At 72.1% G+C, this 23,811-nt stretch carries 23 protein-coding genes; 8 read left to right on the forward strand and 15 right to left on the reverse strand.

Annotation, left to right across the window (positions count from 1 at the left end):
- Positions 1 to 123 precede the first annotated feature (123 nt).
- Positions 124 to 1,140 carry an aspartate-semialdehyde dehydrogenase gene (locus ACZ6KF_RS29820; protein WP_469241270.1) on the reverse strand — a complete coding sequence of 339 codons (1,017 nt, stop codon included), beginning with the start codon at positions 1,138 to 1,140 and terminating at the stop codon, positions 124 to 126.
- Positions 1,141 to 1,215: 75 nt separating this feature from the next.
- Here ACZ6KF_RS29820 and ACZ6KF_RS29825 point away from each other — a divergent pair, with 75 nt between their 5' ends.
- Positions 1,216 to 1,446: a hypothetical protein gene (locus tag ACZ6KF_RS29825; protein WP_469177702.1), complete on the forward strand. Its 231-nt coding sequence runs from the start codon at positions 1,216 to 1,218 to the stop codon at positions 1,444 to 1,446.
- On the opposite strand, the gene ACZ6KF_RS29830 is transcribed toward ACZ6KF_RS29825, so the two are convergent.
- The 4 genes from ACZ6KF_RS29830 to ACZ6KF_RS29845 form a co-directional block, all read right to left on the reverse strand.
- A complete protein-coding gene (locus tag ACZ6KF_RS29830) occupies positions 1,425 to 2,702 on the reverse strand; it encodes an aspartate kinase (protein ID WP_469159483.1) in 1,278 nt (425 codons plus the stop codon). The two genes, ACZ6KF_RS29825 and ACZ6KF_RS29830, sit on opposite strands and share 22 nt — an antisense overlap.
- 229 nt (positions 2,703 to 2,931) lie before the next feature.
- Entirely contained in the window at positions 2,932 to 3,591 is a 660-nt protein-coding gene (locus ACZ6KF_RS29835) for a DUF5063 domain-containing protein (RefSeq protein WP_356630711.1), read from the reverse strand.
- Position 3,592: 1 nt separating this feature from the next.
- A complete protein-coding gene (gene recR / locus ACZ6KF_RS29840) occupies positions 3,593 to 4,192 on the reverse strand; it encodes a recombination mediator RecR (RefSeq protein ID WP_356630519.1) in 600 nt (199 codons plus the stop codon).
- Positions 4,193 to 4,253: 61 nt separating this feature from the next.
- Entirely contained in the window at positions 4,254 to 4,595 is a 342-nt protein-coding gene (locus tag ACZ6KF_RS29845; protein WP_356630517.1) for a YbaB/EbfC family nucleoid-associated protein, read from the reverse strand.
- A 234-nt stretch (positions 4,596 to 4,829) separates the two neighbouring features.
- Here ACZ6KF_RS29845 and ACZ6KF_RS29850 point away from each other — a divergent pair, with 234 nt between their 5' ends.
- Positions 4,830 to 5,594 (forward strand): SLATT domain-containing protein, encoded by a 765-nt coding sequence (locus ACZ6KF_RS29850; protein ID WP_469241239.1) that lies wholly within the window; start codon positions 4,830 to 4,832, stop codon positions 5,592 to 5,594.
- 396 nt (positions 5,595 to 5,990) lie between these two features.
- Here the strand turns inward: ACZ6KF_RS29850 and ACZ6KF_RS29855 are convergent, their stop codons facing one another.
- The 3 genes from ACZ6KF_RS29855 to ACZ6KF_RS29865 all read right to left on the reverse strand — a co-directional run bounded on the left by ACZ6KF_RS29855 (position 5,991) and on the right by ACZ6KF_RS29865 (position 9,044).
- Positions 5,991 to 7,805: a serine/threonine-protein kinase gene (locus ACZ6KF_RS29855; protein WP_469159482.1), complete on the reverse strand. Its 1,815-nt coding sequence runs from the start codon at positions 7,803 to 7,805 to the stop codon at positions 5,991 to 5,993.
- A 151-nt stretch (positions 7,806 to 7,956) separates the two neighbouring features.
- Entirely contained in the window at positions 7,957 to 8,427 is a 471-nt protein-coding gene (locus tag ACZ6KF_RS29860; protein ID WP_356630511.1) for a MarR family winged helix-turn-helix transcriptional regulator, read from the reverse strand.
- Positions 8,424 to 9,044, reverse strand: coding sequence for a DJ-1/PfpI family protein (locus tag ACZ6KF_RS29865; RefSeq protein ID WP_356630509.1), 621 nt, complete (start codon positions 9,042 to 9,044; stop codon positions 8,424 to 8,426). The genes ACZ6KF_RS29860 and ACZ6KF_RS29865 overlap by 4 nt, the downstream gene beginning before the upstream one ends.
- A 184-nt stretch (positions 9,045 to 9,228) precedes the next feature.
- On the opposite strand from ACZ6KF_RS29865, the gene ACZ6KF_RS29870 reads away from it, so the two are divergent.
- From ACZ6KF_RS29870 to ACZ6KF_RS29880, 3 genes are all read left to right on the forward strand, one after another.
- Positions 9,229 to 10,620, forward strand: a complete 1,392-nt coding sequence (locus tag ACZ6KF_RS29870) for an aminotransferase class III-fold pyridoxal phosphate-dependent enzyme (RefSeq protein ID WP_469241241.1) — start codon at positions 9,229 to 9,231, stop codon at positions 10,618 to 10,620.
- Positions 10,621 to 10,729: 109 nt separating this feature from the next.
- Positions 10,730 to 11,431: a GntR family transcriptional regulator gene (locus ACZ6KF_RS29875; RefSeq protein WP_356630505.1), complete on the forward strand. Its 702-nt coding sequence runs from the start codon at positions 10,730 to 10,732 to the stop codon at positions 11,429 to 11,431.
- A 116-nt stretch (positions 11,432 to 11,547) separates the two neighbouring features.
- Complete coding sequence (locus ACZ6KF_RS29880) at positions 11,548 to 12,198, forward strand: hypothetical protein (RefSeq protein ID WP_469159480.1); 651 nt, start codon at positions 11,548 to 11,550, stop codon at positions 12,196 to 12,198.
- A 19-nt stretch (positions 12,199 to 12,217) separates the two neighbouring features.
- Here the strand turns inward: ACZ6KF_RS29880 and ACZ6KF_RS29885 are convergent, their stop codons facing one another.
- From ACZ6KF_RS29885 to ACZ6KF_RS29895, 3 genes are all read right to left on the reverse strand, one after another.
- Entirely contained in the window at positions 12,218 to 12,508 is a 291-nt protein-coding gene (locus ACZ6KF_RS29885; protein WP_356630501.1) for a hypothetical protein, read from the reverse strand.
- Between the two features lie 38 nt (positions 12,509 to 12,546).
- A complete protein-coding gene (locus ACZ6KF_RS29890; protein ID WP_469241242.1) occupies positions 12,547 to 12,855 on the reverse strand; it encodes a hypothetical protein in 309 nt (102 codons plus the stop codon).
- A 143-nt stretch (positions 12,856 to 12,998) separates the two neighbouring features.
- A complete protein-coding gene (locus tag ACZ6KF_RS29895) occupies positions 12,999 to 14,282 on the reverse strand; it encodes an adenylosuccinate synthase (RefSeq protein ID WP_356630497.1) in 1,284 nt (427 codons plus the stop codon).
- 187 nt (positions 14,283 to 14,469) lie between these two features.
- On the opposite strand from ACZ6KF_RS29895, the gene ACZ6KF_RS29900 reads away from it, so the two are divergent.
- The gene (locus ACZ6KF_RS29900) at positions 14,470 to 15,333 is read left to right on the forward strand and encodes a diacylglycerol kinase family protein (protein WP_469159478.1); all 864 of its coding nucleotides are present in this window, start codon (positions 14,470 to 14,472) and stop codon (positions 15,331 to 15,333) included.
- A gap of 100 nt (positions 15,334 to 15,433) precedes the next feature.
- Here ACZ6KF_RS29900 and ACZ6KF_RS29905 read toward each other — a convergent pair whose 3' ends face one another.
- Both ACZ6KF_RS29905 and ACZ6KF_RS29910 read right to left on the reverse strand, forming a co-directional pair.
- A complete protein-coding gene (locus ACZ6KF_RS29905; protein WP_469241243.1) occupies positions 15,434 to 16,639 on the reverse strand; it encodes a cytochrome P450 in 1,206 nt (401 codons plus the stop codon).
- Between the two features lie 250 nt (positions 16,640 to 16,889).
- Entirely contained in the window at positions 16,890 to 18,872 is a 1,983-nt protein-coding gene (locus ACZ6KF_RS29910; protein WP_469241244.1) for a rhamnogalacturonan lyase, read from the reverse strand.
- A gap of 635 nt (positions 18,873 to 19,507) precedes the next feature.
- Between ACZ6KF_RS29910 and ACZ6KF_RS29915 the strand changes: the two genes are divergently transcribed.
- Together ACZ6KF_RS29915 and ACZ6KF_RS29920 are read left to right on the forward strand one after the other, a co-directional pair.
- The gene (locus ACZ6KF_RS29915; protein WP_469241245.1) at positions 19,508 to 20,632 is read left to right on the forward strand and encodes an alpha/beta fold hydrolase; all 1,125 of its coding nucleotides are present in this window, start codon (positions 19,508 to 19,510) and stop codon (positions 20,630 to 20,632) included.
- A gap of 520 nt (positions 20,633 to 21,152) precedes the next feature.
- Entirely contained in the window at positions 21,153 to 21,404 is a 252-nt protein-coding gene (locus ACZ6KF_RS29920; protein ID WP_356630487.1) for a hypothetical protein, read from the forward strand.
- Between the two features lie 355 nt (positions 21,405 to 21,759).
- Here ACZ6KF_RS29920 and ACZ6KF_RS29925 read toward each other — a convergent pair whose 3' ends face one another.
- Positions 21,760 to 22,425 carry a response regulator transcription factor gene (locus tag ACZ6KF_RS29925; protein WP_356630485.1) on the reverse strand — a complete coding sequence of 222 codons (666 nt, stop codon included), beginning with the start codon at positions 22,423 to 22,425 and terminating at the stop codon, positions 21,760 to 21,762.
- Positions 22,422 to 23,762, reverse strand: a complete 1,341-nt coding sequence (locus tag ACZ6KF_RS29930) for a sensor histidine kinase (protein ID WP_469177722.1) — start codon at positions 23,760 to 23,762, stop codon at positions 22,422 to 22,424. Before ACZ6KF_RS29930 ends, ACZ6KF_RS29925 begins: the two co-directional genes overlap by 4 nt.
- Positions 23,763 to 23,811: the final 49 nt, after the last annotated feature.

Here is a 23,811-nt window from a genome sequence, read left to right on the forward strand (position 1 = left end):
CCCCGCCTTCCGCGCGGTTGCGGGGGCGGGGAGAAAATCTTCGAACGTCGCTGGGCGCGGATCAAGAGCTGCGGATCATCGTCCGACTCACATCTCTTCCGGAGATCCTACAAACCGATCGACTCATGATCGGAACATGTTTTCGCCGGACCACTCGGCGGCGATCAGTTCCGCGATCTGCGCGGTGTTGAGCGCGGACCCCTTGCGCAGATTGTCGCCGCAGACGAACAGCTCCAGCGCCGTGGGGTCGTCCAGCGCCCGCCGCACCCGCCCCACCCAGGTCGGATCGGTGCCGACCACGTCCGCGGGCGTCGGGAACTCCCCCGCCGCCGGATCGTCGAAGAGCACCACGCCGGGCGCCGTCGCGAGGATCTCCCGCGCCCGGCCGACCGTCACCTCGCCCTCGAATCGGGCGTGCACGGTCAGGGAGTGCGCGGTCACCACCGGCACCCGTACGCACGTCACCGCCACCGGGAGCCCCGGCAGCCCGAGGACCTTGCGGGTCTCGTCGCGCAGCGTCAGCTCCTGCGAGGACCAGCCGTCCTCGCGCGGCTGTCCGGCCCACGGCACGACGTTGAGCGCGACCGGCTCCGGGAAGGGCCCGGTGTCGTCCCCCACCGCCCGCCGTACGTCCCCCGGACCGGTCCCCAGCTCGGTGCCGGCGACCAGGGACAGCTGCCGGCGCAGCGTCTCCACGCCCGCGCGTCCGGCCCCGCTCACCGCCTGGTACGAGGAGACGACCAGCTCCCGCAGCCCGAACCCGGCGTGCAGCGCGCCCAGGGCGACGATCATGGAGAGGGTGGTGCAGTCGGGGCCGGCGACGATCCCGCGCGGACGGGCGCGGACCTTGTGCGCGTTGACCTCGGGCACCACCAGGGGCACCTCCGGGTCGGCCCGGAAGACGGGCGAGCCGTCCACGACGACCGCGCCCCGGGCCGCGGCGCGCGGCGCCCACTCGGCGGCGACCGCGTCCGGCACGTCGAACATGGCGATGTCGACCCCGTCGAAGGCGTCCCCCGACAGGGCGACCACCTCGACCTGCTCGCCGCGCACGGCCAGCTTGCGGCCGGCCGAGCGGGGCGAGGCGATCAGCCGGATCTCGCCCCAGACGTCCGCGTGCTGGGACAGGATCTGGAGCATGACGGTGCCGACGATCCCGGTCGCTCCCACGACCGCGAGCGTCGGCCTGCCGGTACGGCCGGCGACGGGACGGGCGTGCTCGGCGGGCCGGGCGAGCCCGGCGCGGCCGGCACGCTCGGCCCGGTCGTCACGACCGGCACGGTCCGCATCACCGGCACGACCTGCAGCGCCGACACCACCGGCACGACCGGCACGACCGGCACCGCCGACACCGCCAGCACGGTCCGCACCACCCGCACGGCCGACACCGCCGGCGCGGCCGGCACGCTCGGCCCGGTAGGCCATCAGCGGCCGGTGCCCCCGTAGACGACGGCCTCGGTGCTGTCGGAGTCGAGTCCGAAGGCGGTGTGCACGGCGCGCACCGCCTCGGGCACGTCGTCGGCGCGGGTGACGACCGAGATGCGGATCTCGGAGGTCGAGATCAGCTCGATGTTCACGCTCGCGTCCGACAGCGCCTTGAAGAAGTCGGCCGTGACGCCCGGGTTGGTCTTCATGCCGGCGCCGACGAGGGAGATCTTGCCGATCTGGTCGTCGTAGCGCAGCGAGTCGAAGCCGATGCCGCCCTTGTTCTTCTCCAGCGCGTCGATCGCCTTGCGGCCCTCGGCCTTCGGCAGCGTGAAGGAGATGTCCGTCAGGCCCGTGGAGGCCGCGGACACGTTCTGCACGATCATGTCGATGTTGATCTCGGCGTCGGCGATCGTGCGGAAGATCGCGGCGGCCTCGCCCGGCTTGTCCGGCACGCCGACGACCGTGACCTTGGCCTCGGAGGTGTCGTGCGCGACACCGGAGATGATGGCCTGCTCCACCTGCTTGTCCCCTTGCTCGATCGGCTCGCTGCTGACCCACGTGCCCTGGAGCCCGCTGAAGGAGGAGCGGACGTGGATCGGAATGTTGTACCGGCGGGCGTACTCCACGCACCGGTGGAGCAGCACTTTCGACCCGGACGAGGCCAGCTCCAGCATGTCCTCGAACGAGATCCAGTCGATCTTCCGGGCCTTCTTCACCACGCGCGGGTCGGCGGTGAACACGCCGTCGACGTCGGTGTAGATCTCGCAGACCTCGGCGTCGAGCGCGGCGGCGAGGGCCACCGCGGTGGTGTCGGAGCCGCCGCGGCCCAGCGTGGTGATGTCCTTGGTGTCCTGGCTGACGCCCTGGAAGCCGGCGACGATGGCGATGTTGCCCTCGTCGAGCGAGTCGCGGATGCGGCCCGGCGTGACGTCGATGATCCGGGCTTTGTTGTGGACCGAGTCGGTGATGACACCCGCCTGGCTGCCGGTGAACGACTGGGCGGAGTGGCCCAGGTTTTTGATCGCCATGGCCAGCAGCGCCATGGAGATACGCTCTCCGGCGGTCAGCAGCATGTCGAGCTCGCGCCCGGCAGGGATCGGGGAAACCTGCTCGGCGAGATCGATCAGCTCGTCCGTCGTGTCGCCCATCGCGGAAACCACGGCGACCACCTGGTGGCCGTTCTTCTTGGCTTCCACGATCCGCTTGGCGACGCGCTTGATGCCCTCGGCATCGGCTACGGAGGAGCCTCCGTACTTCTGCACGACAAGGCCCACGTGCGCTCCTCGCTCATTCCGTCTCTTTCCGCACGTACGCATATGCGGTGCGGTCGGCTCAGTCTAACGAGCGTCCGAAAAACCCCTCCGTGATACCGCATGGTGAGATTTCCGCCGGACGTCCGTCCAGGCGGGCTCATGCCCGGGCCGCGCGCGGACCACTCGGAAAGTGCGCCGGGTCACAGGGACGCGGGCCGTACGGGCCGTCTCACCGCGTACGCGCGGCGCCTCATGTGGCCGGGCGCAGCCCCAGCGGGCCGCCGATCTCCTCCGCCATCACCTTGCCGGCCTCGAACTCCAGGGTGTCGTCGCCGACGCTCTGGTCGGTGTCCAGGCCGTCCAGCTCCTCCAGGGGCTGGTTGAGGCGGACGTGCGCGACCACCGACTGCAGGGCGCGCAGGCACGCGGAGGCGGTGCCGCCCCAGTTGGAGAAGTAGGAGAACTGCCACCACCACAGCGCCTCCGTGGTGCGGCCGGCCCGGTAGTGGGCCATGCCGTGGCGCAGGTCGGTCATGACGTCCGCGAGGTCGTCCGAGATGCGGGCGGGCACCGGAGCCCGGCGCGGTTCGTAGGGGTCGAAGACCTCGGAGTAGACGTCGATCGGCTCCAGCAGCCGGGCCAGGTTCTCGCGCAGGCCGTCCACGTCGGGCTCGGGGCCCAGGTCGGGCTCGTAGCGCTCGTCGGGGAGGATGTCCTCGTGTGCGCCCAGCCGGCCGCCGGCCAGCAGCAGCTGGGAGACCTCCAGCAGGAGGAAGGGAACGGCCGAGTCCGGTTCGTCGCCCCGGGCGACCTCGGTGACGGCGACCAGGAAGCTCTCGATCTGGTCGGCGATCTGGACCGCGAAGTCGTCGGGGTCGCGCGTGGCGACGTGCAGCGTGGCGTCAGACATCTCAGACATCTAGGAGTCGTCTCCCCTCGAAGGCGCGGCCGAGGGTGACCTCGTCCGCGTATTCCAGGTCGCCACCCACCGGGAGGCCGCTGGCCAGGCGGGTGACCTTGAGGCCCATGGGCTTGATCATCCGGGCGAGGTACGTCGCTGTGGCCTCGCCCTCCAGATTCGGGTCCGTGGCCAGGATCAGCTCGGTGACGGTGCCGTCCGCGAGGCGGGCCAGCAGCTCCCTGATCCGCAGATCGTCGGGTCCGACGCCCTCGATCGGGCTGATCGCCCCGCCCAGGACGTGGTAACGGCCGCGGAACTCACGCGTCCGCTCGATGGCCACGACGTCCTTCGGCTCCTCCACGACGCAGATCACCGAGGGGTCGCGGCGGGCGTCACGGCAGATGTTGCACCGCTCCTCCTGCGCGACGTTGCCGCACACCGCGCAGAAGCGGACCTTCGCCTTCACCTCCATCAGGGCGTGGGCGAGGCGTCGTACGTCGGCGGGTTCCGCCTGGAGGACGTGGAAGGCGATCCGCTGCGCGCTCTTGGGACCGACGCCGGGCAACCGCCCCAGCTCGTCGATGAGGTCCTGGACCACGCCTTCGTACAACGGACTGCCGTCCTTCCGGGGTATGACGTTCTGTTCGTACGGTAGTTTCCCGCGGGCCTTCTTAGAAGGGCAGTCCGGGAATGCCGCCGCCGCCCAGCCCCTGGGCCAGCGGGCCGAGCTTCTGCTGCTGGAGCGTCTGGGCGTTCTCGTTGGCCGCCTGGACGGCCGCGACGACCAGGTCGGCGAGGGTCTCGGTGTCCTCCGGGTCCACCGCCTTCGGGTCGATCACCAGGGCGCGCAGCTCTCCGGCGCCGGTGACGGTCGCCTTCACCAGCCCGCCGCCCGCCTGTCCCTCGACCTCGGTCCGCGCCAGTTCCTCCTGGGCGTTCGCCAGGTCCTGCTGCATCTTCTGGGCCTGCTGCAGCAGCTGCTGCATGTTCGGCTGGCCACCACCGGGAATCACGATCAGCTCCTTGGCACCGCTCGGTACGGCTGTTCAGCACGAGCCTACGTGGTCCGCGCGGCCGTCGCCCCAGCACTCTTTCGAGTGAGGCGATGCGCCGTCCTATACCTGATCAAGGCCCTCTTCCGGGCGGAAAAGTGACGAAACCCGCAGCTTCGCCACCCATTGGGCGGTAGGAAGGGGTCCGGCGCATCGGATCAGCCGTGATCAGCAGTGATCAGTAGGGAGTGCCGGGTGGGTCAGCCGGAGACGCAGCCCGAGGGACCGCCGGACGAGAGACCGCCGGACGAGGGGCGGCGCGAGGACCCGGCCGGTCCCCGGCCGGGCGACCTGGCCGGACGGGCGTTTCCGCTCGGCGACTGGGGCGATCCGGCCCGGCGGCTGGACGAGCTGTACCGCTGGGTGGAGCGCGGGGCGCTGGACACGGCGGCCTGGTATCTCGCCGACCGGGTGCGCAAGCGGCGCGGGGCGCGGGCGCTGCGCTGCGGGGCGGCGGCCGGGGCGGTGACCGGGGCGGCGCTGCCGCTGCTGGATCTGACCGGGGTGCTGGGCGGGGCGGCCCCGTGGGGGTGTCCGGCGCTGCTGCTGGCGGTGTCCTGCGTGGCGGTGGACCGGTTCTTCGGGGTGACGTCGGGCTGGATGCGGGACATGGCGACCGCGCAGGCGGCGCAGCGGCGGTTGCAGGCGTTGCAGTTCGAGTGGGCGGCGGAGAGCGTGCGCGAGGTGCTGGGCCCGGCGGAGGGCACGGCAGGGGAGGCGGCGGAGCGGTGCCTGGGGGTGCTGCGGCGGTTCGCGGAGGACATGGCGGAGCTGGTGCGGGCGGAGACGGCGGACTGGATGGTGGAGTTCGGCGCGCGGTCCGCTCCGCTCGGCGTCCGGTCGGCGATGGCGCCCGGCGCGCGGGCGGAGCCGGGTCCGCCGCCGGGCCGTTTCCCGGTCCCCCCGGGTCCGGCCCGGCCGAACATGCCGCGCCAGCGGCCCCCGGAGGCGCGGGGATGAAGTCTGGCGGCGCGGGGGCGGGGCTCCTCGGCTCGGGTCAGCGGCAGAGGTCCCGGCGCTGGCCGCAGGGGATGTGGCCGTGGTCCCTGATCGTCTTCCGGCTGGTGTTCTCGTCGAGGTGGGCGAGGAAGCTGTGCGCGAGGGTGCCGGGGGGCGGGTCGCCGTAGGTGTAGGCGTACTCGACGCCCCGGTACGGGCAGCTGTCCCACCCGGTGCTCGTACCAGAGCATCACGCCCGACGCGACGATGCCGAGGAGCGCGGTGACCACGGCGACGACGTTCTCGGCCCTGAGAAGTTCCCCCACGGCCGGAAACCGTACGGCTGTCCGAACAGGCCGTCAGCTCCCCGTCCGGGAGGTTGGCCCGTCGTTCAACTCACCTCCCCCGTACGTCACTTCACTGCTCGTTGTAGGTGACCGTCTCCCCGGTCGCGGTGTTCACGCGTTCCAGCGTGCCGTCCGGCAGCAGCGTGATCTCGGTGGCGGGGCCCGGCGCGCAGGTGGGCGCCTCACCGGCCGTCACCCGGGAAGGGCCGATGCGCACCGGGCCGTCCGTGCCCGGGTCCGCCGCCAGGTCCGCCTCGAACTCGCAGTGGTAGCGCCCGCCGCCCTCGGCAGGTCCGTCGGCGACGAGGGTCAGCACCGTGTCGCCGACCTCGCCCTGCCGCAGCGTCAGCCGCCGGGTGTCGCTCCCGTCCGCGCCGGTGTCCGCGGCCCAGGCGCCCACGTAGTCGGCGGGTATCGCGCCGTCCTGTGACGCGGAGGGCGACGGGGACGGCGAGGGCGGCGGCGACGAGGCGCCGGTCGGGCCGGAGGTCACGCGGTCGCCGTCGGCGGTGGCGGTGGCGGTCGGCCCGGCCTTGACGTCGTCGTCGCCGTCGCCGCTGAGCAGGGCGTACACCGAGCCGCCCGCGCCGAGGGCGACGACCAGCGCGACGGCGACCAGCGCGGCCGTACCGCGCCCGCTGCGCCGGGACTCCTCGGGCGGAGGACCGTAGGGCGGAGGACCGTAGGGCGGCGTGGCGGCGGTGCTGTAGGGGTTGTAGGGCGCCGGCTGCCCGTATCCGCCGGGCCCGGCGGGACCCTGGGGCTGCTGCGGGTGGCCGTACGCCTGGTGCGGGTAGCCGTAGGCGGGGTGCGACGGGGGCGTGGCGCCGGGCCCGGGGGGCACGGCCGTCGGGGCCGGGCGGCCGGGCGTGGCGGCGGGCGTCTCGTCGGGGGCGGGAGAGTGTTCCGGCGAGGGGGAGGCGTGCTCCGGCGACGGGGAGCGGGGCAGGGTGAGGCTCGCCGTCTGCGGGTCCTCCGTGTCCAGCAGCCGAACGGCGTGCCGGCCGAGCTGGGCCACCAGCGCGCCGGGCAGCCAGGGGTCGCGGGAGCGTCCGTCGGAGACGGTGTCCTCCGCGCCGGTGCGCTCCAGGATCCGCTCCAGCGTCGGCCGGGCGGCCGGGTCCTTGCGCAGACAGTCCCGTACGAGGTCGGCGAGGCCCTCGGGGACCCGGGAGAGGTCGGGTTCCTCCTGGGCGATGCGGAACATCAGGGCGTGCACCCCGCTGTCGGCGTCGCCGAAGGGCATCGCGCCGGTGGCGGCGTACGCGAGCACCGAGCCGAGGCAGAACACGTCGCACGCCGGCGTGATCCGGTCCCCGCGCACCTGTTCCGGCGCCATGAAGCCGGGGGAGCCGACCAGGGCGCCGGTGCGGGTGAGGCCGCCCTCGGACACGGTCTCCATGGCCCGCGCGATGCCGAAGTCGATGACGCGCGGCCCGTCGATGGTCACCAGCACGTTGGACGGCTTCAGGTCGCGGTGGACGATGCCGGCGGCGTGGATGTCCCGCAGGGCGTGCGCGAGCCCGGCGGCCAGGATGCGCACCGACCGCTCGGGCAGCGCCCCGTGCTGCCGCGCGACGACCCGCTCCAGGCTGGGCCCGGCGACGTAGCCGGTGGCCACCCAGGGCACCGGCGCCTCGGTGTCGGCGTCGAGCACGGGCGCCGTCCAGTGGCCGCCGACCTGCCGCGCCGCCTGCACCTCCTGGCGGAACCGCGCCCGGAACTCCTCCCGCGCGGCGAGTTCCCGGCGTACGAGCTTCACCGCGACGGTACGGCCCCGGTCCGACCGCGCGAGATAGACGTGCCCCATCCCGCCGGCGCCGAGCCGTGCCAGCAGCCGGTACGCGCCGATGCGCGGCGGATCCCCAGGCCCGAGCTTCTCCATGGCCGCGTCATCCTCCCCGTGCGTGGGCGCCGCCGCCCACAGCCCGACCATAATGCCGCCGGATGAAGAGTCGGCCGGGACCGGGTCCGCGGTTCCCGGCCCGACCGGCGTCAGCCCCCGCCCCGCCTCCGTCCCCGCCCCGTCCCCGGCGTCAGCCCCCGTCCCCGGCGGCCTCCGCCGGAAGCCCCGCCTCCTCCAGCGCCCGCGACAGCCGCTCCAGCGCCCGTACGGCCTCCGCCAGCCCGTCGTCGCCCAGCGCCTCGGCGAGGCGGTCGGCGTAGGCGGCGTGGCCGGGGCCGATGCGGGCGACGGCGGCCAGGCCCTCCTGCGTCGGTGCGAGGAGTTTGGCGCGGCGGTGGGCCGGGTTGGGCCGGTACTCGGCGAGTCCCCGGTCGACCAGCAGGTCGGCGACGCGCTGCACGCTCTGGCGGGTGATGCCCATGACGCGGGCGATCCCGGCCACCGGCAGCGGCTCGCGCAGCACCGCGCCGAGCACCTGCCACCAGGCCGCCGTCAGCCCGGCCGGCCGCGCCAGCTCCTCGGCGACGGCGAGGAACTGCCCGTTCAGCCGGAACACGCCGAGCGCGCCACGGCTGAACAGGTCCTGTCGTTCCCGGCTCACCGCGCCTCGGCCCCCTCCAGGACGGCGTACGCCTCGGCGTCGGAGTCGTGGAACAGCCGGTACCAGGCGTCGAGCACCTCTGCCTCGTACACCCCCAGCAGTCCGAGGATCTCCCGGGCGAAGGCGACCGGCTCGGTCGGCCCGGCGGTGATCAGACCGCGGTCGGCGACCGCGTCGGCGTCGACGTACCGCTCGCCGCCCCGGTAGCCGGTCGCCGCGAGGTAGAAGGAGACGGCGCTGGTGTGGTCGCGGTCGTCGAGCAGGCCCTCGCGGGCGAGCCCGGCGGTGGCGCCGCAGATCGCGGCGACGGGCACCCCGGCGTCCAGGAAGGCGCGGGCCGCGCGGGCGAAGGGGGCGAGGTCGTCGCCGGCCTCCCAGAGGTCGGCGCCCGGCAGGATCAGCAGGGAGCTGTCCCCGGGGCGCAGGTCGGCCAGCGCGAGGTCGGGACGGATGCGCAGTCCGCCGATGCTGCGGACCTCGTCGCCGGAGGGGCCGACGGTGCGCACGTCGTACCCGGCGCGGGCGAGGGACGCCGTCGCGTGGCCGGTCTCCCAGTCGGCGAGCGTGTCGTAGACGGCGAGATGGACGGGCTTGTCGATACGGCCGCTGCTGCTCATGGCTCCTCCTGGGGGTGAGGACCATCGCCCTCATGACAGAAGACTGTCATTTCGACAGCTTCCTGTCAACAGTGGTCGGCGGGCTCGGACGGGCCTGCCCGTCGACAACCTGTCGCGGAAACCCCCGCACCGCAGACAGGACGCCGATACCGCCTCCCCCGCCCCGACGCCTACGCTCGCCCGCATGACCCCTCAGCCCCACCAGCCCCAGCAGGCCCACCAGGTCCACGAGGTCCACCCGCAGGCCGGTGCCGCCGTGAAGGCGGCGGACCGCGCGCACGTCTTCCACTCCTGGTCCGCCCAGGAGCTCATCGACCCGCTCGCCGTCGCCGGCGCGGAGGGCTCCTACTTCTGGGACTACGACGGCAGGCGCTACCTCGACCTCACCAGCGGGCTCGTCTTCACCAACATCGGCTACCAGCACCCGAAGGTCGTCGCCGCGATCCAGGAGCAGGCCGCGCGGATGACGACCTTCGCGCCCGCGTTCGCGGTCGAGGCCCGGTCCGAGGCGGCCCGGCTGATCGCCGAGCGCACCCCGGGCGACCTGGACCGGATCTTCTTCACCAACGGCGGCGCCGACGCCGTCGAGCACGCGGTGCGGATGGCCCGGCTGCACACCGGCCGGCCCAAGGTGCTGTCGGCGTACCGCTCGTACCACGGCGGCACCCAGCAGGCCGTGAACATCACCGGCGACCCGCGCCGCTGGGCCTCCGACGGCGCCTCGGCCGGGGTCGTGCACTTCTGGACGCCGTTCCTGTACCGCTCCCGCTTCTACGCGGAGACCGAGGAGCAGGAGTGCGCCCGGGCGCTGGAGCACCTGGAGACCACGATCGCCTTCGAGGGGCCGGCGACCATCGCCGCGATCATCCTGGAGACGGTGCCGGGGACGGCGGGGATCATGGTGCCGCCGGCCGGTTATCTGGCCGGGGTGCGGGAGATCTGCGACAAGTACGGGATCGTGTTCGTGCTGGACGAGGTGATGGCCGGGTTCGGGCGGACCGGCGAGTGGTTCGCGGCGGACCTGTTCGGGGTCGTGCCGGACCTGATGACCTTCGCCAAGGGCGTCAACTCCGGCTATGTCCCGCTGGGCGGCGTGGCCGTCTCCGAGGAGATCGCGAAGACCTTCGCCCGGCGGCCGTATCCCGGCGGGCTCACCTACTCCGGGCACCCGCTGGCCTGCGCCGCGGCCGTCGCCACGATCAACGTGATGGCCGAGGAGGGCGTCGTGGAGAACGCCGCCCGGCTCGGCGCGTCCGTCGTCGGACCGGGGCTGCGGGAGCTGGCCGCGCGCCACCCGAGCGTGGGCGAGGTGCGGGGCGTCGGCATGTTCTGGGCGCTGGAGCTGGTGCGCGACCGCGTCACCCGCGAGCCGCTGGTGCCGTACAACGCGGCCGGAGAGGCGAACGCCCCGATGGCCGCGTTCGCGGCGGCGGCCAAGGCGCACGGCGTCTGGCCCTTCGTCCACATGAACCGCACCCACTTCGTGCCGCCCTGCAACGCGAGCGAGGCGGAGCTGAAGGAGGGCCTCGCGGCGCTGGACGCGGCCCTGTCGGTCGCCGACGCGTACACGCAGTGAGCACCGGGGGGCATACGGCGTAAGTACAAGGGGGCATACGACCGCGTATGGTGGCGTGCTCGTAGACATGTACGAGCACGTCGTATACGCGTAGAGGAGTCCCCCGACCATGCCCGGCACCGGCGGCAACGGCGCTGTCACCCGTAGCACCCTGCGGCAGCAGATCGCGGACGCGTTGCGGGACGAGGTGCTGGCCGGGCGGCTGGAGCCGGGGAAGGCGTTCACGGTCAAGGAGATCGCCGACCAGTACGGCGTCTCCGCGACGCCCGTGCGCGAGGCGCTGGTCGACCTGTCGGCGCAGGGGCTGCTGGAGGCCGACCAGCACCGGGGCTTCCGCGTCCGCGAGTACTCCGTCGACGACTTCCGCGACCTGATCCAGGCCCGCTCCCTGGTCACCGGCGCCATGTTCCAGGCCCTCGGCTCACGGCACCCGGACTACCCGGAGGCCGAGGAGGCGAGCATGGCCGCCGCATTCGCCGTGGTGCGCCGCCGCGGCGAGGAGGCCCAGCGCGCCGCCCTCGCCGGCGACCTGACCGTCCTCATCGGCTACGACCTGCGCTTCTGGCGCGAGCTGAGCAATCTGTACGGCAACGCCTACCTCGCCGAGTTCCTGCACCGGACGCGGGTGCAGACGTGGGCGTGCACGGTCCAGCACCTGCGCCGGATGACCGACCTGCGCGGACGGCTGTGGGCCGGGCACACGGAGCTGGTCGACGCCCTGATGAGCCGGGACCCCGAGGCCGCGCGGTCGGTCGTCGCCGGGCACAACGCGTACGCCCTCGAACTGATCGAACGGCTCGCCTCCGGCTGACCGGCCCGGCCGGTGGGTATGGGAGGTGCACGGGAGGGGACCTGTGCGGTCCCCAGCCATTACGCTGCCCAGAACCATCGTGCGATCACCGGACGACCGCCCCGAGGAGCCCCCTTTTGGCCTGTGACCTGTGGCTGGTACCGCTCGTCGACGTGTTGTGCCACACCCCCGACAACCCCTTCGCCGAGGAACTCGCGCAATACAACAAGGTGCTCGCCGAGGCCGGGCTGCCGCCGGTGCCGGTGTACCAGTACATGCCGGGCCTGTCCGGCGAGGTCGCCCCGGTGGCCGGGTTCGACTACGACGCGCTGCACTTCCTGCGGCGCGCGTATCTGCTCCAGGTGTGCGGTCTGGCGGTGACGCCGGTGGACGAACTGGGCGGCGACTACGAGCAGTTGCTGGAGATGTTCGAGGCGACGGCCCAGCGCTCCCACCTTGTCTGGCACTACGACCACGCCGGGGCATACGTCCCGCTCGACTTCCCGCACCCGCTCGCCGACGACGAACTCCTCGCGGGCGGCGGCCCGTTGGGCTCGTCCCAGGCGCTGCTGCGGGAGCTGGAGTTCGTGGCCCCGTCGATCGGCATCGACCCGGCCAACCCGCCCGCGGCACCCCAGGCCCCGCCCGCTCCCACGGAGTTGGAGGAGCCCGCCGTACCGCCCCCGTACGACCCCAGCCCCTTCGCCCGCGAACGGCATGTGTGGCTCGGTCTGCACGCGGCGGCGACGCGGAGTCTGGCGCAGGGGTCGATGATCGTCTTCAGTTGAGGACTGCGGGGGCAGGGGATCAGCGCAGCTGGGAGATTCCCTTCTGCAGATCGTCGCGGTTCATGACCGGGAACACCTCGACGTCGGCGCCGAGCCGGTCGAAGAGGGGCTCCAGCTTGGGGGGCAGCTCCGAGCTGTCCTGCATGTCGCAGACGAGGAAACAGGTCCGGCATCCGCCGTGGGGCCCGAAGTAGGCGGCCTCCGGCTGGATCCGGTCGAGGATCTCGCCCATGAGTTCGGGCATCTTGCCGCTGCGGAACACTTCGTTCGACTGGTCCGTGTCCAGACTGGCCTTGATCATCACGCGCATCGCGATCACCTCTTCCGGACGACGCGCAGGGCACGGGATCAGGATATGCCCGTTATGTCGGCAAGGGGCGGTCGGCCGCAGGAGCGCCGGTGCTCCAGGTGCGGGAAGAGGGCGTCCCCCTGGCCCGCCGGAACGTCCAGCGGGTACGCGGCGCACATCCGGTCGTAGCGGCGGTCGGTGTCGAAGTCGAGGACGAAGGTGACCCGGCCGCTCCCGGAGCCGTGGACGTGCCTGCTCTCCCGGACGTCCCAGAACCTGAGAGGCGCTCCGGCCTCGACGGTCGCCAGCGTGTTGGGTCCCGCGGACCACAGGTCGCCCGTGCTGAACGGGCCCCCGGGCTGTCGCACCCCGCCGTTCGCGCAGTGGATCACCCGAACGAGCGGCGTGAGCCCGGCGTGGGCCGGGAACGCCGCCGCCACAAGCCCCGGACGCCCTCCGGCGGCCGGCCGTCAGTGCGGACCGGCCGCCGGAGGGGCGGGGCATGGTCGTCCTACAGGAACGAGTTGATCTGGATCGTCTCGTCCCGGCCCGGGCCCACGCCGATCGCGGAGATCGGGGCGCCGGACATCTCCTCCAGGGCCTTCACATAGGCCTGGGCGTTCTTCGGGAGGTCGGAGAACGACTTCGCCTTGCTGATGTCCTCGCTCCAGCCGGGGAGCATCTCGTAGACCGGCTTCGCGTGGTGGAAGTCGGTCTGCGAGTACGGCAGTTCCTCGACGCGTCTGCCGTCGATCTCGTACGCCACGCAGACCGGGATCTGCTCCCAGCCGGTGAGGACGTCGAGCTTGGTGAGGAAGAAGTCGGTCAGGCCGTTCACGCGGGTCGCGTAGCGGGCGATGACCGCGTCGAACCAGCCGCAGCGCCGGTCGCGCCCGGTGGTGACGCCGCGCTCGCCGCCGATCCGGCGCAGGGCCTCGCCGTCCTCGTCGAACAGCTCGGTCGGGAACGGGCCGGCGCCGACGCGGGTCGTGTACGCCTTCAGGATGCCGATGACCCGGCTGATCTTCGTCGGTCCCACGCCCGCGCCCGTGCAGGCGCCGCCCGCGGTCGGGTTGGAGGAGGTGACGAAGGGATACGTGCCGTGGTCGATGTCCAGCAGCGTGCCCTGGCCGCCCTCGAAGAGCACGACCTTGTCGTCCTCCAGGGCCTGGTTGAGCACCAGCACCGTGTCGGCGACGTAGGGCGCCAGCTTGTCGGCGTAGGCCAGCAGCTCCTCGACCACCTGGCCGACGGCGATGGCGCGGCGGTTGTAGAGCTTGGTGAGGATCTGGTTCTTGACGTCGAGCGCCGCCTCCACCTTCTGGGTGAGGATCGACTCGTCGTACAGGTCCTGGACGCGGATGCCGACGCGGTTGATCTTGTCCGCGTAGGTCGGGCCGATGCCGCGGCCGGTGGTCCCGATCTTGCGCTTGCCGAGGAAGCGTTCCGTCACCTTGTCGACGGTCACGTTGTACGGCGTGATGATGTGGGCGTTACCGCTGATCAGGAGCTTGGACGTGTCGACGCCGCGCTCGTTCAGACCGCTCAGCTCGGAGAGCAGGACCGAGGGGTCGACGACGACTCCGTTGCCGATGACCGGCGTGCAGCCGGGGGACAGGATCCCGGAAGGGAGCAGGTGCAGGGCGTACTTCTGATCGCCCACGACCACCGTGTGGCCGGCGTTGTTACCGCCCTGGTAACGCACCACGTAGTCGACGGATCCACCGAGCAGGTCCGTCGCCTTTCCCTTGCCTTCGTCACCCCACTGAGCACCGAGCAGCACAAGTGCGGGCACGCGCGTACACCCCTTCCGGGCGGGGCATGTCCAAGGTCGGGGGCGTACGCGGCGGAGCGTTCCACCGCGTGCACCGCGACCGTCATTGGCCGCCAACCGTCGGACCGGGTGCCCCGGAATAGACGAAGCCCCTGGCGCAATAGCGCAAGGGGCTCTTGCACAAAGATGCTACCCGAGGAAGCGAGGCATGACCGAGGTGGCGACTTCCCGGACGTCCGAACGGCTGCTCGTGATCATCGATCCGGTTGCTCTGCGGGCCGACGGGGAGTCCGCCCGAATCGCGAAAGACGTGCTCAGCGCGGGTGCGGCGACCAAGGTGTGCGTGCCGGAGGGGCCGGAGGAATTCGCCCGGGCGCTGGAGCGCCGGGGGTCGCGGCGGCCGGTCGTGGTGGGCGACGACCGGGCCCTGCTGCGGGCGGTGTCCCTGCTGCACCGCCGGCGCGAGCTGGCCGGATGCGCGCTGTCGGTGGTGCCGGTGGGCGGCGCGCTCGCCCTCGCCCGGTCGCTGGGGGTGCCGACGGGAGCGGTGGCGGCGGCGCGGGCCGTGCTGGAGGGCGCGGAACGGCGGCTGGACCTGCTCGTCGACGACAGCGACGGGGTGGTGCTCGGCGCGCTGCGCATCCCGCCGGTGGGGGCGCCCCGGGAGGAGCGGTCCGCCGAGGCGGGGCACCCCTGGCTGCGCACCTGCCAGTCGCTCGTCCGCACCCTGGTCCCGGCCCGCCATCCGTCCCGCCTCGCCGCCGCCCCGGGCGACGGTCCCTCGCGGCTGCGGGTGGAGGTGGACGGGCGGACCCTCGTCGACCTGGACCAGCCGGTGCAGGGCGTGTCGGTGACGCCGGGCGGTCCCGGTGGCCGGGCGCGGGTGGAGGTGCGGCCGGCGTCGGTGGGCGCGGAGGCTTCGCCGCTGCTGACCGAGGGGCGCACGGTGACGGTGTCCGGGGCGCACTTCCGCTACCGCGCGGACGCGGCGGTGCGGGGGCCGGTGGGGACGCGGACGTGGGCGGTGCGGGAGGGGGCGTGGGGGCTCGTACTGCCGACGGGGCGGGCGTGAGGCAGCCCCTCTGTCCGGCTCTGCTCGTTCACGGCGGGCCCTCTGTGCGTCTCGTCGGTGGCGGCGACGACTGACCGGCTCCCGTGTCCGGACTCCCCCGTCAGCCCACCTCCACCCGCAACCCCTCCATCCCCCGGATGACGAAGTTCGGTTTGCGCACCGGTTCCTCCGCGAGGGCCAGGGTGGGCGCCCGTACCAGCAGGGCCCGCATGGAGGCGGCCAGCTCGATGCGGGCCAGCGGGGCGCCGATGCAGTAGTGGATGCCGGCGCTGAAGGAGATGTGCGGGTTGTCCGTGCGGGCCAGGTCCAGTCGGCCGGGGTCGGCGAAGACCCGGTCGTCGTGGTTGGCGGAGCCGAAGAGGAGGGCGATCTCGGCGCCGCGCGGGATGGTGACGCCGTCGACCTCGATGTCGTCCAGCACCCAGCGCTCGAACAGCTGGAGCGGGGTGTCGTAGCGCATCAGCTCCTCGACCGCGGTGGGGACGAGGGAGTGGTCGGCGCGCAGGGCGGCGAGCTGGCCGGGGTTGCGGAACAGGGCCGCCCAGCCGTTGACCGTGGCGTTGACGGTGGCCTCGTGACCGGCGTTGAGGAGCAGGACGCAGGTGGAGATCATCTCCTGCTCGGTGAGGCGGTCGTCCTCGTCGTGGGCGGCGATGAGGCCGGAGATCAGGTCGTCGCCGGGCCGCTTGCGCCGTTCGGCGATGAGCTCGCGCAGGTAGTCGGAGAACTCGACCGACGCCCGTACCGCCTTCGCCGCCGTCTCCTCGGAGGGGTTCAGCTCGTACATCCCGCAGATGTCGGCCGACCAGGGCCGCAGGGGCGCGCGGTCGGTCTCCGGGATGCCGAGCATCTCGGCGATCACGGCGACGGGCAGCGGCTCGGCGACGTCGGTCAGCAGATCCCCGCCGCCCGCCTGGACCAGCGCGTCGACCAGGTCGCCGGCGAGGGCGTCGACGTACGGCTTCAGGCTCTCGACGGTGCGGGGGGTGAACGCCTTGGACACCAGACGCCGGATGCGGGTGTGGTCCGGTGGTTCGAGGTCGAGCATCCCGTGGTCGTTGAGCGTGTGGAACGGCTCGTGCTCGGGGGGCGGGGGCGTCCGCCCGAACTCGTCGTGCGAGAAGCGGTGCAGATACGTCCGCCCGAGCCGCCGGTCGCGCAACAGCGCCGAGACGTCCGCGTGGTGCGGGACCAGCCACTGGTCGGTGGGCTCGAAGTAGTGCACCCGGCCCCGGGCGCGCAGCTCGGCGTAGGCGGGGTACGGGTCGGAGACGAACGCCGGGTCCCAGGGGTCGAAGGCTGCCATGGGGGGACGCTAGCCGGGTGGGTGGGGGTGTGACCAGGGGGAACGGACGCGGCACGGACCGATTGGACGGCGCGCACGGCACGGACGGCACGGATGTCGGCGCGCGCGGCGATGATCTCGCCGTGCGCGCCGCCATCCTCGGGGTGCCGGTGCCGGTGCCGGTGCCGCGGTCCCGGCCCCTCCCCGGTGCGGCGCCCGTCAGCTCGTCAGTCGCGTCAGCCCGTCAGTCGCGTCATTCGCGTCATTCGCGTCATTCGCCCGCGTAGCGGATCGCCGGGCGGGCCGGCCGGTCCATGTCCTGGCCGATGAAGTAGCCGGTCCACGGAGGCTGGTTGTAGCCGACGTTCTGCCAGGCCACGCCGAGGCGGTAGACCGGGTCGTGCATCAGGGTGGGCAGGCGCAGGCCGGTCTCGGCGGTGGTGGTGAAGATCCGCAGCGCCGACTCGTCCGACGTGCGCAGGACGACCTCCTCACGCCAGTCGCCGAGCAGGTCGGCCTGGAGGGACGGGTTGCCCTTGGTGCCGTTGTTCGAGTACACGCCCTGCGGCGTGAGGATCTTCTCCTCCCGCTGCGTCGCCGGGTTCCACTCGGCGATGTACGGGGCGCCGCCCGGCGCGGGGTTGGCCTCGTCGTACTCGTGGTTGAGGATCTCGCGCAGCGGGTCGCCGTCCCACCAGATCATGTGGTTCGCGGAGGGGATGGCGGTGCCGATCCGCGTGCCGTCGGCGGCGCGCAGGTCGCCCTCGCGGGAGTTCCACGCGCCGGTCGCCGTGACCGCCCAGGACTCGGCGCCCGGGTGGGCCGGGTCGATGTCGCCCGCCGCGCCTCGGCCGGTGTCCCGGGTGCCCGGCATGGACCACAGCACCTCGCCGGTCCGCGCGTCGCGGAACGTCCCGCCGCGGTTGCCGGAGGCGCTCATCGACTCGTGACTGGCGAAGACCTCCAGGCCCTCGCGGGCGGGGTCGAGGTCGCTCACGTGCAGGGCGTCGCCGTGGCCCAGCCTGGTGGAGTAGAGGCCGGTGCCGTCGTCGTCCAGGGTCATGGAGCCGTAGACGATCTCGTCCCTGCCGTCCTGGTCGACGTCGGCGACGGACAGCTGGTGGTTGCCCTGGCCCGCCCACTGCGCGCCGGCGTCCTTCGAGTCGAACGTCCAGCGCTTCTTGAGACGGCCGTCCGCGTAGTCGTAGGCGACGAGGACGGTGCGCGTGTAGTAGCCGCGGGCGAAGACGACGGAGGGCTTCTTGCCGTCCAGGTAGGCGACGCCCGCGAGGAAGCGGTCGCCGCGGTTGCCGTAACAGTCGCCCCAGTCGCACACGTTGCCGCGCCCGGGCTCGTAGTCGACGGTGTGGCGGGCCGCACCGGTCCTGCCGTCGAAGACGGTCAGGTACTCGGGGCCCTCCAGCACGTACCCCCGCGTGTTGCGGTAGTCCGCGTCCGCGTCGCCGATGGTCCTGCCCTGGCCGTCGACCGTGCCGTCCGCGGTCTTCATGACCACCTCGGAACGGCCGTCACCGTCCAGGTCGTAGACCATGAACTGCGTGTAGTGCGCGCCCGAGCGGATGTTGCGGCCGAGGTCGATGCGCCACAGCTTCTCGCCGTCCATCGTGTACGCGTCGATGACGGTGTTGCCCGTGTAGCCGGCCCGGGAGTTGTCCTGGGCGTTGCTCGGATACCACTTCTGGACGATCTCGTACCGGCCGTCGCCGTCCAGGTCCCCGACGGACGAGTCGTTGAGGTGGTAGGTGTACGCCTTGCCGTCCGGGGTCGTGCCCCCCTCGGGCCGGTCCACGGGGATGTCCTTGTACGGCTGCGCCTCCACGCCGAAGGCACGCGTGCGCCCGGTCACCTCGCCCTTGCGCACCTCCTCGATCCGGTACCGGGAGCCGGCCGTGCCGTCGGGGTCGGTGAAGCTGGTGGCTTCGGTCAGCGGCTGGTCGGTGATCCGCTTTCCGTCGCGCAGGACGTGGAAGGCGACGTCCTCCCGGTCCAGACCGAGCAGACGCCAGGAGACGAAGACGCCGTCGTCCGTCTTCAGGGCGACGGGAGCGCGGTCGAGCTGCTCCATGAGGCGCTTCACCGTCGTGGCGGCGGAGGCGGCGGTGTCCGTGCTCTCGCCGGTCTCGGCCATGGCGGGCCCGGCGAGCCCGGCGGCACAGGCGGCGAGCACGACCGCGACCGCTCCGACGGCCGCGCCTCTACGGCGAGCCGGACGGCGTGCGGGTGACGTGGCCATCGGTACTCCTCTGGGTGGGGTGGGGTGGGGACGGGGGTTCGGGCAGGGATCCGCCGACCGGCCGCAGAAGGTGACGCGATGAAACGTTTCATCAACCTCGTCGAACCTGCCGCTAGAAAGCGCATTCCATGGGAGGGGAGCCTGTCCGCCGCCGGGAGGTGACGTCAAGACTCGTGCACACACTTCTCCAGAGCGGAGGTTGATTCGTTTCATCCGCCGGGTGGTCAGCCATCGTCGGCAACTGACACCCGCGGACGGCCCAGCGCCCGCCGTCGGGACCACCGGGACCGTCGGGACCACCGGGACCGCCGGGACCACCGGGACCGCCGGGACCACCGGGACCGCCGCCGAAGTTGCCCGCTACGCCGAACGGGTGAAGGCTGGTGAGGGCAGGGCTTCATGCCCTCACCAGGTTCGCGGCGCCGGACGCGCCGCTCGCGTGTGACTCCATGCTCTGTGCCCGTCGAGACGACCCGCGCCGGTCGGGCAGGAACGCATCTGCCGCCGCCGCTCGCCGCACATGCCCGTCAGGCCGGCCTGCGAACCCGTCCCGCTCCCCGTCTCCCGGGGACGGCGGAGGTATCGGCCAACCCCGGGACAACAGTCACTCAGGGCGAGCAGTCACCGGAGCAACCATGTCGCACCTCACTCCCACCGACCACAAGGTGAAGCACCCCTCAACCATCCCGGCGAATTTCGGCGACGAGATCGAGCTCTTCGTACGGGAATACAACACCGCCGGATCCGGCGGCACCCCCAAGCCGGTCCTCATGCTCCACGGCAGGAGTGTTCCGGCGCTCCCCGGATTCGACCTCGTGCGCCCCGCGCAGGGCGGCTCCCCGCACCCGGACACCAGCCTGAGCTGGGCGCAGACGCTGGCGGGCAAGGGCTACGACGTGTACCTCATGGATCTCCAGGGATCCGGCCTGTCCCCCCGCCCGAAGATGGACGATCCGTGCAACGCCAACCCGGCTCAGCGCGGACTCCTGGAAACCCATCCCGGCACGGCGAATTGCGGCCCGGGAGCGAACTACGCGGCCCAACTGGGAAACTCCAAAAGCGAATGGGACGAACTGGCGACAGTCGTCAAGTTCATCAGAGGGCGGTGCAACAACGAGAAGGTCGCCTTCGTCGGCTGGTCCGCGGCATCGTTCGTCATGGGCCCGTACGCCCTGCAAAAGCCCGGAGACGTGGCGAGCGTTTTCCTTCTCGCGCCCATGTTCCCCCCGAACGGCCGCTGGTCGACCAAGCCCTCCGATCCCTTCGCCCCGCCTCCCGGAACGCCCCTGCCCACGAAGCCCGTGACCGAGCCGCCCGCGGTTTTCGGCTTCCCGATGAACCTGACCAGCAAGGCGGGCGTCCAAGGCGGCATCAGCGACAAGGCGCTGGCCGAGGACGTGTGGCGGCTCATCATGGACTGCGACGGCGTCGGCCGGAAGTGGGGCGGCTCGACCGCGACACCCGAGGGCGTCATGCGATGGCGCAACTCCTACTGGTGGGGCTGGAACACCAGCACAGCGCCGCACGGCCCCACGCTCGGCAAAACCGTGCCGGTGTGCATCGTCTACGGCGACCAGGACAGGACGGCCAACACGCCACCGGAGATGGGCCCCGTACTGCACTTCTCCGTCCCGAAGCTCTACGCCGCGATCCCCGGCGCCGACAAGCTGATGTTCCGCGTCCAGGACTGGGACCACAACCCGGTCTGGGAACGCAAGCCCGCCCAGACCCTGCAGCACATGTCCTGGAAGTGGCTCTAGGGCAAGAAGGTGTACGGCGTCGAACGTGGAAGCTGGTTCATGGACAGGGACGGTGTGCTGGCGGAAGTGGAATAGAGCAGGTGTCGTCAATCCGCAGACATGCGGACGGGGGCGCCCGGCACCTCCCGTGACGCGGGAGGCAGAAAGGGGACTCCGAGGCGAACTGGCTGATGTGCCTCTTTTTCCGGGCGCGCTGTCTCGGGACCCTGGTGATGAACGTGTCCGGGACCGTGTCCGGGGGCAGGCCGTCGCCCGGAACGAGTGCCGGCGCGACATGTCCTGGTCGGGCGCTGTCTCTGTGGGCGGGGCCTGTCGACGAAAGGGGAGGGCTGTGGCTGTGAGACCACGAAGGCACGTCACCGCAAGAGTCGCGACCGCAGGACTCGCGGCCGTCACACTCGCCGCTGCTGGTGTTCTCGCAACGTCGTCGCCTGCATCGGCGGCTTCTTACAACGGAGCATGCGGCGCCGGATACGGAACAGCCCTGTCGTGGGACATCAAGTCCAAGAGCGGTTCCACCATGGCGACCCTGTACCTGACGTACAACACTTCCAACGGTTACAAGTGCGCTGTCACGGTGAACGACCTGGGCAAACCCGTACCCCTGGGAGCAGGGATCAAGCGGAGCTCGGCAAGCTCCTGGGTCAAGGACGAAGGCACGTACACCTCGTACGCGGGCCCTGTGTACACGTACGCGCAGGGATCCTGTGTGGACGTCTACGGCTCCGTCAACGGAGTGTCCGTGACCCGGGTGAACCAGTACTGCAAGTAGCAGGTCGTGCGACGGTGCCCCCGCACGACAGGGTGCCGGGGGGGTGCGGGGGCACTCTGTTCGGTGCCCAGTGATCCGTGGGCAGGGCCTATCTCGACGCGGGTGTCACCCTCACCCCCGAACGGAGTAGGCGGACTTTCGCCAGCGTATGGCCTCGGGCACGCCTTGCCTCATTTCGGTCGGCACCGCATGGCGCGGCTGCCCTTCAGCGCTCTGACGAAGGTGGCGAAAGACGCGGCGGGAACTGAGATGCTGCCGTAAGCAGGGACCTTCGAATCTCGTATCGCTATGGCGCTCTCCCGGTACGGCAACGGGGGGAAGTACGTGTGGTGCGAGCTGGTGGGAGCCGCCGTCGTCACCCCGGCGTCACCAGGCGCGCCTCGTACGCGAACACCGCCGCCTGCGTACGGTCCCGCAGGCCCAGCTTGACCAGGATGCGGCTGACGTGGGTCTTGATCGTCGACTCGGCCACCACCAGCCGCTCCGCGATCTCCGCGTTCGACAGGCCCTGGGCGATCAGGACCAGGACCTCCGTCTCGCGCTCGGTCAGGTCGCCGTAGGCCGACTGGGCCGCGCGCAGGGGTCGGGGGCCGTCCGAGAGGCCGGCGAACTCGGTGATCAGGCGCTTGGTGACCGACGGGGCCAGCAGGGCCTCGCCCGCCGCCACCACGCGTACGCCCTCCGCGAGTTGGCGGGCCGAGGCGTCCTTGAGGAGGAAGCCCGACGCTCCCGCGCGCAGCGCCTGGTAGACGTACTCGTCCAGGTCGAAGGTGGTCAGCACCAGCACCTTCGCGTCGCCGTCCGCCGCGATGATCTCCCGTGTCGCCTCGATGCCGTTCAACTCGGGCATGCGGATGTCCATCAGGACGACGTCCGGGGCGAGTTCGCGGACCTTCTCGACCGCATCGCGGCCGTTGACCGCCTCCCCCGCGACCTCGATGCCCGGCATCGCGTTCAGCAGGACCGAGAAGCCCTCGCGGACCATCATCTGGTCGTCGGCGATCAGTACGCGGATCGTCATGCCCCGTCCTCGGTCTCGGCGGGCGTCGACGGTACCGGCAGGAACACCGTCACCTCGTAGCCGCCGTCGGGCGACGGGCCCGCCGTCATCTCGCCGTTGAGCATCGTGACGCGCTCGCGCATGCCGGTGAGGCCGTGTCCCGCGCCGGGCGAGGGCTTGGCCGGCGCCGGTGCGGGCGGCGGTCCGTTGACGACGCGCAGGCCCAGGCCGCCGAGGACGTAGCCGATCTCCACGCGGGCGTTCGCGCCGGGTGCGTGACGCAGGGTGTTGCTCAGCGCCTCCTGCACGATCCGGTACGCCGACAGCTCGACACCCTGCGGGAGTTCGCGGACGGCTCCGGTGACCGCCTTGTCCACGTCCAGGCCCGCGTCCCGGACGTTGGCCAGCAGCGCGTCCAAGTCGGCCAGGGTCGGCTGCGGGGCGTCCGGGGCCTCGTAGTCCTCGGCGCGTACGACGCCCAGCACGCGGCGCAGCTCGGTCAGGGCCGCCACCGCGTTCTCCCGGATCGTCGCGAAGGCGCGCTCCAGCTCCGGCGGCGGGTTCTCCACCCGGTAGGGCGCGGCCTCCGCCTGGATCGCGACGACCGACATGTGATGGGCGACGACGTCGTGCAGCTCACGGGCGATCGTCGTGCGCTCCTCCAGCAGCGTGCGCCGGGAGCGCTCGTGCTCGGTGACCGTCTGCTGGGCAGTGACCTCCTGCTCCGCGTCCCGGCGTATGTGCCAGACGGTGACGACGAGCAGCAGCAGGGCCAGGACGACCAGCATGGGGCCCGTGTTGGCGGAGTAGCCGTAGCCGCCGAAGCCGGCCTCGGCGAAGAAGCCGTACAGCGCCGTCGCCACCCACATCCAGGCCGCCGTGCGGGGCCGGGTGCGCAGCGCCACGACGGTCGCCACGGTCAGGTGGGAGAGGAAGCTGCCCGGAGGCCAGGGCCGGTCGCCCCAGGGGTCGCCCAGCACCGAGACGGCCGCCGCCGCCCCGAACGACAGCCAGAACGCACCGACCGGACGGAGGAGGGTCAGCAGCACCGGGCCGAGCACGAACACACCGCACAGCAGGGAGACCACGCCGCCGCCTTCGTCGGCGAAGGCGACGAGCATCGCCAGCACCCCCGCCGCACCCACCGCCGCGTGCGGGGTCCACGCCGCGTACTCCCGCAGCCTGCCCCGCAGCCGGCGGCTCAGCGGGCCGTCCACGCCCATCGGGGGCAGGGGGCGGTAGGCGAACACGTCATGGAGCAGGTCCTGCCGCAGGCCCCGCAGGGCGTCCATGGCCAGCCGGAACTCGGGGCTCCGCGCCTGAGCCGGGGGAAGTGGGGTCCGGGTCGTCTCGGTCACGTGCCAACGGTAGAGCCGGGCGGCGGGGGCGGTCGTCAGCAGTGAGAGG

This window comes from Streptomyces sp. NPDC046379 (assembly GCF_055587785.1).